The sequence below is a fragment of the Cellulophaga sp. L1A9 genome (assembly GCF_009797025.1).
Classification (GTDB): Bacteria; Bacteroidota; Bacteroidia; order Flavobacteriales; family Flavobacteriaceae; genus Cellulophaga.
The window spans coordinates 2,794,450-2,807,378 of sequence record NZ_CP047027.1; the positions used below are offsets into that span (position 1 = coordinate 2,794,450).

The window sequence follows — 12,929 nt, forward strand, 5'->3', positions numbered from 1 at the left end:
CTGCTATTTTTTAAGGCGTTTAGATTTTTACTTGTCTAAACTCATCTTCTTCGTTGCTTTCAATACCTAAAGCCTCGTAAATATATTTGAAGGTAGATAAAAGTTCAGGCTTTCCGTTTACTAAGGCAATATCATGCTCAAAATGCGCACTTGGTTTTCCATCAGCCGTTAAAATAGTCCAACCATCTTTAAGTTGTTTTATTCTATGCGTTCCTAGATTGGTCATTGGTTCTATAGCGACTACCATTCCTTCAATAAATTTTTTACCTCGTCCTCTTTTGCCGTAATTGGGCATTTCAGGATCTTCATGCATTTTACGTCCCAAACCATGGCCTACCAATTCCCGTACCACACCATAGCCGTGATCTTCCGTAAATTTTTGAATCGCATAGCCAACATCGCCAACACGATTGCCAGATTTAAATTCTCGAATACCAACATACAGTGATGCTTTGGTAACGTCTAATAATTTTTTGGTTTCTGGAGCTACTTCACCTACTTCAAAGGTATAAGCATGGTCTCCGTGAAAATCATTTTTAAAAGCCCCACAGTCAATAGATATAATATCACCTTCAACTAAAGGGGTATTGTTAGGGATTCCGTGTACTATTTGAGCATTAGGACTCATGCAAAGTGAGTTTGGGAAATCATACAAGCCTAAAAAGCCTGGAACAGCTCCGTGGTCACGAATAAAAGCTTCTGCCAAAGCATCCAATTGTAAGGTAGTAACGCCTGGTTTTACTTCGCTAGCAAGCATTCCTAAAGTCTTTGAAACGATTAATGCGCTTTCGCGCATTAATTCTATTTCTTCTGTGTTTTTTACTATAATCATAGAGTGCAAATATACGTTTTTTGGTACATTTTATACCAATGGTTTCTGGGTCATTAGTGCAGGTTGTGCAACGCCCATTAATTTTAAAATTGTTGGTGCAATATCTCCTAAAACACCATCTTTAATTTTAATATGATCCTTATCTACCAAAATTAATGGAACTGGATTTGTAGTGTGTGCTGTATTCGGACTCCCATCAGGATTAATCATTGTCTCGCAATTCCCATGATCCGCAATAACAATACTAGAGTATCCATTTTTTAAACCGGCAGTAACTACTGCTTCTGCACAACTGTCTACAACTTCGCAAGCTTTAATAGCTGCGGACATCACTCCAGTGTGTCCAACCATATCCGGGTTGGCAAAATTTAAGCATATAAAATCAGCATCGCCTTTTTCCAATTCAGGAATAATAGCATCTCTAATTTCATACGCACTCATTTCTGGCTGAAGATCGTAAGTGGCAACTTTAGGAGAGGGACAAAGTAATCTTTCTTCGCCTTCAAAAGGTGTTTCACGACCGCCATTAAAGAAAAAGGTTACGTGCGGGTATTTCTCTGTTTCGGCAATTCTAATTTGCTTTTTACCTGCTTCAGATAAAACTTCACCTAAAGTTTTTTCAATATTATCTTTGTCATAAACTACATGGATGTTTTTATAGGCATCGTTATAGTTGGTCATAGTTACATAGTATAAATCTAGCTTATGCATGTTTTGTTCGTGCATATCTACTTGACTTAATACTTCGGTAAGTTCACGACCACGGTCTGTTCTAAAGTTAAAAAAGATTAAAACGTCACCGTTTTCAATTTTTGCAATAGGTGTATTATCCGCGTTGGTAGCTACAATTGGTTTAATAAACTCATCCGTAACATCAGCATCGTAATTTTTTTGTAATTCTGCTGCAATATCATTTGTTTTAGTCCCAATGTTATTAACTAAAAGATCATAGGCTAATTTAATACGCTCCCAACGTTTATCTCTATCCATTGCGTAATAACGGCCAATAACCGTAGCTATTTTTGCTTTTTTGTCGGCACAGAATTCATTAAGAGCAGTAACATATCCTTTTCCACTTTTTGGATCTACATCTCTACCGTCTGTAAAGGCGTGAATATATACCTTGTCAAGATTATAGGCCTCACTAGCTTTTATTAATCCTTTTAAATGTGAGGTATGGCTATGAACACCTCCATCACTCAACAGGCCTACGAAATGCACAGGCTTGTTGTTTTCTTTTGCGTATAAAAAAGCTTCTTTTAATACTTTTTCATCCTTAAGCGTATCTTCTTTTACCGCTTTATTTATTTTGGCTAAATCTTGGTATACAATTCTACCTGCACCTAAATTCATATGACCAACCTCGCTATTCCCCATTTGTCCCTCAGGAAGACCAACGTTCATACCGTCAGTAAGTAAGTTCGCATTGGAATATTCTTTCTGAATTCGGTCTATAAAAGGCGTGTTTGCATTATCTACAGCTGAAACTTTTGGATTAGGCGATTTACCCCAACCATCCAAAATCATCAATATTACTTTCTTATTCATCGGACTAATTATTTGTTACCTCAAAAATAAGATGAAAAGCCAGTATATGCTAGAAAATAGCACTTCTTTTTACAGTGTTAAAATTGTCTAAATGATAGCAGTCTAAAAGCTGCTTAATGTTAAATAATTGTTATTTAGGGGTTTGAGGTGAAACAAATTGAAAACAACGTCGTCTCTTTTAGTATAATCATAATTCATCAACATCAAAAAATCAACATCATGAAAAAATCATTTGTAATTGCAGTTCTAGGGCTAACATTAATCAGTACAAGCGTTAAAGCAGAAACAAGTTTAAAAACTTCTCCGGAAACAACGATCAACATTAAAAAAATTACAGGATTAAGTTCTTTTTGTAATGCTATTTTAAAAGGGGATATTCAAACCGTTAAAAGCATGATTTCTTTAGGGGAAGATGTGAACGAAAAATCACTAGGAATGACACCTGCTATTTTTGCAGCGCGTTACAACCGTGCAGATATTTTAGAAGTGCTTATTGAAAACGGAGCAGACATCACTATTAAATGTGATAGAGGTAGAAGTATCAAGAAGCATGCGGAACAATCTAGAGCCGTTGATGCCTTAGAGGTAATTGAAGCGCACTGGAAGAAAAAATAGTTTTAAACGAAATGCTTAGCATTTAAAAAGCCCTCTAAATTTAAATTTAGAGGGCTTTTTTTAAGTTTACTTCTTCTAGTGTTCAAGTAAAAGAGCTGCTTTTTAAAATCTGAATCCGTTTATTGCACGATATGCAAACGCATAAAGAGCCATAGAAATCATTAATACAGAGAATAATGAATAGATCTTAAGTAAAACTACGATAAACATAGGTCTACAATTTTCAAAAGCTTCTAAGTAAACATTCCTGAAATGTGTGAGTGTACCCATATAGTTTCATTTAAATGTTTATAAATCAAAGCTATAAGGATCAAGCGTAGTGTAAAAGTTTGGGTTTTACAAAGCTAATAAAATATTGCACAAATACGATGTTATCACCATATATTAGATGAAATGCACTCTTCTTATTCTTGGTATTTTTCAATAGCGGCCTTTATCTTCTCAATTCTATTGACTGGATCTGGGTGTGTACTTTGAAATTCAGGAGCACGATTAGGTCCACCGGCAGCTTTTAAAATTTCCATTACTTTAATCATTTCGTAAGGATCATAGCCCGCTTTGATCATGAAAAGAACACCTAGGTCATCACTTTCTAGTTCGTCATTTCTTCCGTTCTTTAGTAATGTGTTTTGCCCAATGCTCCCCACAATGCTTCCCATGTCTCCCGCACCTACAGTCGCGCCCATTGTTGCGGTTTGCCATGTTTGTGAATCTGCAATACGCTCAGCAGAATGGCGACCAATAACGTGGCCAATTTCATGACCCATTACGCCTGCTAGTTGTGCTTCATTTAATTGAGAAAACAAGGCATAGGTAATAAAGCACTGTCCGCCAGGTAATGCAAAAGCATTAATGGTTTGATCATCTGCAAGTAAATGAAAGTCATATTGATAAGGTGTCTCTTTAGCAATACTATTATTAATCAAACGATTCCCCACTTTTTTAACAAAAGCTTGTAGTTTTTCATCAGGGTATAAACCGCCATGTTGTTGCGCCATTTCAGGTGCACTTTGCAATCCAATAGCAATCTCTTGATCGGACGTCATGGTAATATGTTGCTCGCGGCCTGTATACGGGTTCTCCTCGGTATTACTGCATTTTTTAATAAAGGCAAAAGCTACAATAGCTAAGCCTATAAATATTCTAATTTTCCAATTACCTCTTTTCATGGTTAGTGTTTTAGTAATTTTTTAATACGTGAAAAGCTTAAAGAAGCTTTGAGTTAATGTCCAATACATTATCAGTAATATAGCTTCTTAAAAAACCAGATGTAAAGTATTCACTTCCAAGAAAATCTTCCTCTTTATAAATTTGCAATAAATTTTTGCTACGGAAAGTTTCTAGCATAGGAATAGAAATAGGGGCGTAGCTGAAATGCCAAGGCTCATATTTAAATCCTCTTCTTTTTTTGTCATCGGTATAGACCAAGTAAAAACCAAATTTCTCTGAATTTTCATCCATCCACTTTTTGAAATCCGAAAAAGGCTGACCTTCGCCATATTTTGATGGAACTAAAACATCACCATTAACTTTTTGGTAGCCATCTATAACATCAATATCTGTACCCCAATGGTGTCTACTTGTTCCTGGAATAGTTGAATATTCTATGATTTTAGATATTGCGGCAAGCGGATCCATGCCTGCATCAGTATATTTGATAAATTTATTTTCGAAAATTACCTGTTGACGATTAAAACTACGGTAACTAGAAACAATTTTTAAATCGATACCACCCGTATAAGCCGCTCTTTTCATTTCAATGAATGCATCGTGAGCTTCTTTTCTTAAGTTGATACCTTTGCCATACAGCTCAATATCACTTTTGCCCATCAATTCTAAAATAGAATATTCTACATCTTGAGATTGACCTAATGTAATTGAGGGAACTAATGCTATCCCGATTCCTGTAGCTGTTGTTTTTTTTATAAATGATCTTCTTTGCATTTCTATATTTTTTTAAACATAACATAATGTTCCCCTACCAAAGGTATTTCAAATATCGCGCCAATTTTATGATATCCTAGATTGGTATAAAAGCCAACAGCCGAAACCCGAGCGTTCATCCAAACGGTAGTTTTTGTTTTCTTTTTTAATAATTCTTCTCCAAATTGTAATAACTGCTTACCATAGCCAAGTCCGTGGTAGTCGTCTAAAACTGCCATTCCTCTTAATTGCGCAGCCTCTACGAAGCTGTGGTCTGAATGGTTTGCATTGTAAAATGACGCAACAGCTACCAGCTTATCGTTTAAAAATCCGCCTACATGAAATGTTTCCGATAGTTCATCACCATCCAACATGCAAGTGGCAATAGGTCGCCCTTTTCTTAAAACAGAATGACGCACAGGGTAGGTTTCTTCTGCTGTTATTAATTTAGATACTAAAGTAGTAACGGTATTTTTGCCCATTATTGTCTTTTAGGATTGCTAAATTAAAGATACACGTTCTTATTTCCATACGATAAAATTAATTATTTAAGTAAAGATATCCTTGGTGGGTAACTTCAATATCAAATAATTTTACAATGTAAAAATAGATTCCATCAGGAAGTCCTTTGTCCTTACTGATTGTGAATTTGTTATTAGCAGTTCCGTTAAAAAGGTTTTCGTAATTTTCTACGGTATATACAATACGCCCCCATCGGTTATATATTTCTATTTTATTATTGGGTGACAGAGTAACGGCATCAATAACCAAATAATCATTTACGCCATCATTGTTTGGAGTAAGGATATAGTTGTCTAAAGTGATACTTTCTGTACTTAGGCTTTCTCCAAAAGTAATTATCTCATAGGTGTTCGGTAAAAATGTGGCAGAGGTTATACTTCCTGATGTAAAATCTCCTGAAAGATTAGTATTTCCTAAATCTACCCAAATACCTTCTGCTTGGTCCCAGCCTACCACTCTTAAGTCTTCTATACGGTCTACAATATTTGAAATACTACTATCAGCATCCCATGTGAGAATAACATTTGATAGTACATCACTATCTACATCCCAATACTCATAACTGCTTATACGCAATAAAATATCACTTTTTTCATCGGTGTTAAAACTGGTGGTAAATGTTGAAGGAACATTTGGGTCTTCATAGAAATAGGCGGCCTTGGCTAAAGCATTGATACTACTAGATCTTAATTCTATTGGGCGTAATTTATCTATAATTCCGGTTGGGAATAGAAAATTTTGTTTGTTCGTTAATGCCGTATAGCCATCTACTTTAGTTAAATCTGTCTCCCCTGTGTAAAAAGCATCATTGATATAATCGAAGGTAATATCTAATTGATTTCTGGGGGTTACTACATTGCCAATAATGAAGTTACTATTGTTAGTTATACCTACACCAATTTCTAAATTTAAATGATTAGTAACGACTATTTCTGCATCCTCAAATATAGGTCTAAAAGCTCCGGAGATAGTAAGGTCGTTCGTGTTATAGAACCCTACTAATCCTGTGTTTTCGTCAAAAGATCCGTTGTTTATCAGGTTGTCGTGAAAGCCTAAGCTCCCGCCTTCGTGTATTTTTAAGGCACCAAAATTTTGTGCTTGTTCTTGAGCGTTACTAGGTGCAATACCGAGTAACAAGCCACCTAAAAATACTACTATGTTTTGTTTCATAATCATGGTGTTATTTTTAGAAGTCTAAGATTGTAAACATAAACTCAGAATCAAATCTTGCTCTATCTGTTCCACCATTATCATTATCACCCATAATAACTTCAAAGGTATTTGTAGTTTGGTTGGTGTAGGCGATTCCTGGATCATCATTGCCGTCTCCTCCGCGTCCTGGTTGCGATATTTGTATGATGTAATTAGAGTCTGAAGTTGTTCCGGCTGGCAGGTTTACTTGGTAGTGTCCTTCTCCTGTAAGTTTCGTTATCGTAATTCCTGCTGTTGCTTTTAAGATAGCACCATTAGCAGCTATCTTACCAAATGCTTTAATTGGACTTTCGTAAAATATTCCTGAATCTGTCCCTAATGAAACACTGTTGTTTGCGTCAGTACTTACTGTAGCACTTGGTGCAGGATCTATCCAGTCCGTTCCTGTTGCAGTAGTACTCAATACTTGTCCCGTAGTTCCTGCATCCCCATCTTTATCTTCAAAAGATCCATCTAATCGCATGTTATTTGCAATATGTAAACTTTCGTCTGGAGTAGAAGTTCCAATACCTACATTCTGAGAAGCATCAATTCTTATTGCTTCGATACTCCCGGTAGAGAAACCTAATTGATCTGCGGCAGCTCTGAACATACCCGTATTAGCATCATCATTAAAACGATACGATGGAGCATTAGCGGTTCCATCAGCATTAGCAAATGAAGTAGCCCTTACCTGTCCGCTTACCTGTAATTTATGGGTTGGCGTATTTGTCCCAATTCCCAATCTATCGTTGCTACTATCCCAAAAGAGTTGATTGTTATCTTCTGTAGGGGCTCCTGATGAAGCGGCAAAGAATAAAGATCCTTCTGTACCTGTATGGTTTAAAGCATCTGCATCTACCCAAGTAACGGTACCTGTATTATCTGTAATTAAAGATTGGTTGTTACTTCCTGGTGCAATTTTGGTGGTCGTTACATTGGCATCAGTGATATTAATACTTGTTACAGCATCTGTAGCTAAATCATCTGTAGTTACTTCGCCATTAGCAATTTTTGCAGTCGTAATAGCATTATCTGCAATAGTTAAACCTACATTAGTAAAGGTTGCATTGGTCCCGCCTGTTACATCTATATCAGTAGAGGTAATAGCGCCACTAGATAAGTTGTCTACATAGTTTTTTGTTGCTGCATCTTGAGCATTTGTAGGATCATTTAAATTAGTAATATTAAAATTTCCCATGGCTAAAGGTCCTACCATAGCATCTCCATTAGCATTTACATAGCGCGCATCGTTTGAAGATAAATCTGTGGTAACTTCTTGCCACCCTGTCATATCATCAAAAATAAAGGCTACACCATTACGATCTGCATTTGGAGCTACTTCCCCAGAAACAATATAAATATCAGAATCTACGGCTGTAGTAGGTATGTTCGTCTCTAGACCTGTACTGGTACTTGATAAAATTACAGCAACATTACCATTAGAAGCAGGGGCTACGCCATTCACTGTTCTTACCATACTGGCGATATCATTAAAGCCACCAGCTTCATTGGTGAAACGAAGAATACTATCATCTCCAGGAGCTACACTTAATGAGGTTATGGTTTCATCAATTTCAACACTAGTACCATTGGTTTCTGTAATTGTGGCAATTCTATTTCCTGCAATTACATTGGTTACACTTAAAGCATCAACTTCTAGTGCTCCTGTAGTTGCATTTTGGGAAAGTCCCGTGCCGGCTACATCTGCATTTATTTTAGCTGCGGTTATTGCATCATCTTCAACGGTTAAAAGGCCGGTGTTACTCAGCGTTGCGTCACCGCTTACGGTTACAGCTTGAGCTGTATTGGACCCATCTCCCATAAAAATGTTGCCATTATTTAAAGTGTTTACGGTAGATATTTGGTTGTCTACATAGGTTTTTACAGCTAATTCTGTTGGGAACAATACGTTGGTTGCATCTGCTAAAGTGACGTCAGTAGATTTGTTAGCTGTATCTTCTTTATCAGTTTGTAGAGTCGTAATGTCACTGGCATTTGCTGTTTCTGCGGCAGTTGCTCTAGCTTCTTCTGCGGTTATCGTATCTGCGTTTGTTGTTTCTGCTGTAGTAGCTCTAATTTCCTCATTTGCTATCGCGGTAGTATTTGCTGTAATTTCGGTAGATTCTTCTAATGCTGCTAAATTAACAGTTACCGCAGAAGTCCCTTCAAAGATGGTTAATTGACTAGAACCATTTAGCACGGCTGATGTAATATCATCATCCTGTCTGATTAAATTGAATTGATCGTCTACATACGTTTTTACAGCAAGTTCGGTTGGGAACAATACATTGGTAGCATCTGCTAAAGTGATATCTGTAGATTTGTTAGCCGTGTCTTCTTTATCGTTTTGTAAATCTGTAATGTCGCCTGCATTTGCCGTTTCTGCGGCTGTTGCTCTTATTTCTTCATCGCTGATTGCCGTTTCGTTTGCCGTTTCGGCAGCTGTTGCTCTTGCCGTTTCAGTTGCTATGGCAGCAGAGTCATCTAAGTCAGAAAGGTTTACATCTATAGAAGTAGCTGTTCCTTCTTCAATAGTTAAGATGTTGGTGCTTGCGTCTAAAGTAGCAGCGGTAATATCATCATCTTGATTGACGCTTCCTATTTGATTGTCCACATACGTTTTTACAGCAAGTTCTGTTGGGAACAATACGTTGGTAGCATCTGCTAAAGTAATATCTGTTGATTTGTTTGCGGTGTTTTCTTTGTCTGTCTGTAGATCTGTAATGTCGCCTGCATTTGCCATTTCTGCGGCTGTTGCTCTTATTTCTTCATCGCTAATTGCCGTTGCGTTTGCAGTTTCCGCAGCTGTTGCTCTTGCCGTTTCAGTGGCTATGGCAGCAGAGTCATCTAAATCAGAAAGGTTTACATCAATAGAAGTAGCTGTACCTTCTTCAATAGTCAAGATGTTAGTGGTAGCGTCTAAAGTGGCCGCGGTAATATCATCATCTTGGTTAACAGCGCCTACTTGATTGTCTACATATGTTTTTACAGCAAGTTCGGTTGGGAACAATACGTTGGTTGCATCTGCTAAAGTGACGTCTGTTGATTTGTTAGCCGTATCTTCTTTGTCTGCCTGTAAATCTGTAATGTCATCGGCGTTTGCAGTTTCTGCGGCTGTCGCTCTTATTTCTTCATCGCTAATTGCCGTTGCGTTTGCAGTTTCTGCAGCTGTTGCTCTTGCCGTTTCAGTTGCTATGGCAGCAGAGTCATCTAAGTCAGAAAGGTTTACATCGATAGAAGTAGCTGTTCCTTCTTCAATAGTTAAGATGTTGGTGGTTGCGTCTAAAGTAGCAGCGGTAATATCATCATCTTGGTTAACAGCGCCTACTTGATTGTCTACATATGTTTTTACAGCAAGTTCGGTTGGGAACAATACGTTGGTAGCATCTGCTAAAGTGATATCTGTAGATTTGTTTGTGGTGTCTTCTTTATCGTTTTGTAAATCTGTAATGTCGCCTGCATTTGCCGTTTCTGCGGCTGTTGCTCTTATTTCTTCATCGCTGATAGCCGTTGCGTTGGCAGTTTCCGCAGCTGTTGCTCTTGCCGTTTCAGTTGCTATGGCAGCAGAGTCATCTAAATCAGAAAGGTTTACATCGATAGAAGTAGCTGTTCCTTCTTCAATAGTCAAGATGTTAGTGGCAGCGTCTAAAGTGGCCGCGGTAATATCATCATCTTGATTGACGCTTCCTATTTGATTGTCTACATATGTTTTTACAGCAAGTTCTGTTGGGAACAATACGTTGGTAGCATCTGCTAAAGTGACGTCTGTTGATTTGTTAGCCGTGTCTTCTTTGTCTGCCTGTAAATCTGTAATGTCATCGGCGTTTGCCGTTTCTGCGGCTGTTGCTCTTATTTCTTCATCGCTAATTGCCGTTGCGTTGGCAGTTTCCGCAGCTGTTGCTCTTGCCGTTTCAGTTGCTATGGCAGCAGAGTCATCTAAATCAGAAAGGTTTACATCAATGGAAGTAGCTGTACCTTCTTCAATAGTTAAGATGTTGGTGGTTGCGTCTAAAGTGGCAGCGGTAATATCGTCATCTTGATTTACGTTGCCTATTTGATTGTCTACATACGTTTTTACAGCAAGTTCTGTTGGGAACAATACGTTGGTAGCATCTGCTAAAGTGACGTCGGTAGATTTGTTAGCCGTGTCTTCTTTGTCGGTTTGTAAATCTGTAATGTCATCGGCGTTTGCGGTTTCAGCGGCTGTTGCTCTTATTTCTTCATCGCTAATTGCCGTTGCGTTTGCAGTTTCGGCAGCTGTTGCTCTTGCTGTTTCAGTTGCTATGGCAGCAGTGTCATCTAAATCAGAAAGGTTTACATCGATAGAAGTAGCTGTACCTTCTTCAATAGTCAAGATGTTAGTGGTAGCGTCTAAAGTGGCCGCGGTAATATCATCATCCTGTTCAATAGCTAATAGTTCGGTATCTACATAATTTTTTGTTGCTGCATCTTGTGCATTTGCTGGGTCACTAAGGTTGGTAATATTATAGTTTCCCATTGCTAAGGGGCCCACCATAGCATCACCATTAGCATTTACATAGCGGGCATCACTGGTAGATAAATCAGTAGTAACCTCTTGCCAGCCATTTACATCATCATAAATAAAGGCTACGCCATTCCGGTCTGCATTTGGTGCAACTTCTCCCGAAACAATATAGATATCAGAATCTACCGCGGTTGCTGGTCTGTCTAATTCTATACCTGTAGAAGTACTTGAAAGAATTACGGCTACATTACCATTGGAAGCGGGTGTTACTCCATTTACACTCCGAACAATATTAGGAATGTCATTAAAACCACCGGCTTCATTCGTAAAGCGTAAGGTAGATTCGGCTCCTGCTTGCACAGAGAGTGACGTTATACTTTCATCAATTTCTACAGAGGTTCCATTTGTTTCAGTAATCGTTGCAATTCTATTTCCTGCAATAACATCAGTTACCTCTAAGGCATCTACCTCAAGGGCTCCAGTTGCTACATTTTGTGAAAGACCTGTTCCTGCAACATCCGGATTTAAATTAGCAGCATTTACCACATCATCAGAAATAGTAATGATTCCTGTATTGTCAATAGTAGCATCACCACTCATAATTACCTCTTGGGCTGTATTGGTCCCATCGCCTAGGTAAATAGCGCCATCTGCTAATGTATTGACCGCATCTACTTGGGTGTCTACGTATGTTTTCACCGCTAGTTCTGTTGGGAATTCAACATTGGTTGGATCCGATAAGGTAATATCTGTAGATTTGTTAGCCGTATCTTCTTTGTCGGTTTGTAAATCAGTAATGTCGTCTGCATTTGCTGCTTCGGCAAGGGTAGCTCTAGTGACTTCGTTATTTATTAATGTTGTATTTGCAGTGATGTCTGCTGATTCTTCTAAACTGGATAGGTTCACATCTATGGAAGTAGCTGTTCCTTCTTCAATAGTTAAGATATTTGTTGCGGCATCTAAAGTAGCAGCGGTAATATCATCATCTTGATTGACGGCACCTACTTGTGCATCTACATAGGTCTTTACAGCCTGTTCTGTTGGGAAGTCTACATCAGAATTATCCACTAAAGTACCATCCGTAGATTTATTGGCGGTATCTTCTTTATCATCCAATAAGCTGGTGAAATTGGTGGTGTTTGTATTGATATCATTTTGCAATGCAACGATCGCGTTGTCGGTTTCTGTTTTTAAGAAGTCAATAGCGTCCTGTACATTTGATGCGGTAATACGTGAAATACTATTGTTATAACTATTGCTATCTGCAGCTGTGTCTATTAAAAGAGTAGTAGTGCTATTGCTGAAAGTGTAGGTGCCATCACTATTGTCTTCTAGATTTGCCTTTTCTATAGTTACATCAATACCTGCTTCGTTGGTATAAGTGAAGGTGCCGTCGTTGTTATCTGTAATGGTGGTGATTGTTTGACCGCCTGTAACATCAACACATAAACTGGTCCATGTATTATTTCTGTATTGGTATAAGCAGTCTTCGTCGGTATTGTAAGCTAATGCTCCGTTCATAGGTGCTATTGCATTCATCTCGATGTTTGTGATACGAGTGACTACTAAAACTTTGGAATTGCTTTCTAATTCAAGGATAGAATTGGAGTCTATACTATTAATATTATCTCCAACTTTTACTTGCCCATAGGACATGCCTATGGAAAGCAGAAATACAGCTAGGGGAAACGTGATTTTCATAATGTTAATGGTGTGTGTTTCCGTAAAGTTAGAAACCACAGCCGATTAAGTCAAACAAATTGTTGTGAAACTTAGAAAATACACGGTACTAGCGTGGGAATATAGATT

The 12,929-nt window shown here is 38.0% G+C and carries 9 protein-coding genes; 1 reads left to right on the plus strand and 8 read right to left on the minus strand.

Annotation, left to right across the window (positions count from 1 at the left end; genetic code table 11):
- Positions 1-19: 19 nt before the first annotated feature.
- On the minus strand, positions 20-832 hold the full coding sequence (gene map / locus GQR94_RS12155; protein WP_158975757.1) for a type I methionyl aminopeptidase: 813 nt from the start codon (positions 830-832) through the stop codon (positions 20-22).
- A 30-nt stretch (positions 833-862) separates the two neighbouring features.
- Positions 863-2,380 (minus strand): 2,3-bisphosphoglycerate-independent phosphoglycerate mutase, encoded by a 1,518-nt coding sequence (gene gpmI, locus GQR94_RS12160; protein ID WP_158975758.1) that lies wholly within the window; start codon positions 2,378-2,380, stop codon positions 863-865.
- A 219-nt stretch (positions 2,381-2,599) separates the two neighbouring features.
- Between gpmI and GQR94_RS12165 the strand changes: the two genes are divergently transcribed.
- A complete protein-coding gene (locus GQR94_RS12165; RefSeq protein WP_158975759.1) occupies positions 2,600-2,995 on the plus strand; it encodes an ankyrin repeat domain-containing protein in 396 nt (131 codons plus the stop codon).
- 102 nt (positions 2,996-3,097) lie between these two features.
- On the opposite strand, the gene GQR94_RS22950 is transcribed toward GQR94_RS12165, so the two are convergent.
- The 6 genes from GQR94_RS22950 to GQR94_RS12190 all read right to left on the minus strand — a co-directional run bounded on the left by GQR94_RS22950 (position 3,098) and on the right by GQR94_RS12190 (position 12,821).
- Positions 3,098-3,265 (minus strand): DUF6747 family protein, encoded by a 168-nt coding sequence (locus tag GQR94_RS22950; protein ID WP_370458253.1) that lies wholly within the window; start codon positions 3,263-3,265, stop codon positions 3,098-3,100.
- Between the two features lie 134 nt (positions 3,266-3,399).
- A complete protein-coding gene (locus tag GQR94_RS12170; protein WP_158975760.1) occupies positions 3,400-4,164 on the minus strand; it encodes a M48 family metalloprotease in 765 nt (254 codons plus the stop codon).
- 37 nt (positions 4,165-4,201) lie between these two features.
- The gene (locus tag GQR94_RS12175) at positions 4,202-4,939 is read right to left on the minus strand and encodes a M15 family metallopeptidase (protein WP_158975761.1); all 738 of its coding nucleotides are present in this window, start codon (positions 4,937-4,939) and stop codon (positions 4,202-4,204) included.
- A gap of 2 nt (positions 4,940-4,941) precedes the next feature.
- Positions 4,942-5,400 (minus strand): GNAT family N-acetyltransferase, encoded by a 459-nt coding sequence (locus GQR94_RS12180; RefSeq protein ID WP_158975762.1) that lies wholly within the window; start codon positions 5,398-5,400, stop codon positions 4,942-4,944.
- 58 nt (positions 5,401-5,458) lie between these two features.
- The gene (locus GQR94_RS12185) at positions 5,459-6,610 is read right to left on the minus strand and encodes a gliding motility-associated C-terminal domain-containing protein (protein ID WP_233268290.1); all 1,152 of its coding nucleotides are present in this window, start codon (positions 6,608-6,610) and stop codon (positions 5,459-5,461) included.
- A 16-nt stretch (positions 6,611-6,626) separates the two neighbouring features.
- Positions 6,627-12,821 carry a hypothetical protein gene (locus tag GQR94_RS12190; protein WP_158975764.1) on the minus strand — a complete coding sequence of 2,065 codons (6,195 nt, stop codon included), beginning with the start codon at positions 12,819-12,821 and terminating at the stop codon, positions 6,627-6,629.
- Between the last annotated feature and the right edge of the window lie 108 nt (positions 12,822-12,929).

Coding starts and splice junctions, on each gene's coding strand:
- GQR94_RS12165 (WP_158975759.1), top strand. CDS start 2,600: ATGAAAAAATCATTTGTAATTGCAGTTCTAGGGCTAACATTAATCAGT.
- map (WP_158975757.1), bottom strand. CDS start 832: ATGATTATAGTAAAAAACACAGAAGAAATAGAATTAATGCGCGAAAGC.
- GQR94_RS12170 (WP_158975760.1), bottom strand. CDS start 4,164: ATGAAAAGAGGTAATTGGAAAATTAGAATATTTATAGGCTTAGCTATT.
- GQR94_RS12185 (WP_233268290.1), bottom strand. CDS start 6,610: ATGAAACAAAACATAGTAGTATTTTTAGGTGGCTTGTTACTCGGTATT.
- GQR94_RS12190 (WP_158975764.1), bottom strand. CDS start 12,821: ATGAAAATCACGTTTCCCCTAGCTGTATTTCTGCTTTCCATAGGCATG.
- GQR94_RS12175 (WP_158975761.1), bottom strand. CDS start 4,939: ATGCAAAGAAGATCATTTATAAAAAAAACAACAGCTACAGGAATCGGG.
- GQR94_RS22950 (WP_370458253.1), bottom strand. CDS start 3,265: ATGGGTACACTCACACATTTCAGGAATGTTTACTTAGAAGCTTTTGAA.
- GQR94_RS12180 (WP_158975762.1), bottom strand. CDS start 5,400: ATGGGCAAAAATACCGTTACTACTTTAGTATCTAAATTAATAACAGCA.
- gpmI (WP_158975758.1), bottom strand. CDS start 2,380: ATGAATAAGAAAGTAATATTGATGATTTTGGATGGTTGGGGTAAATCG.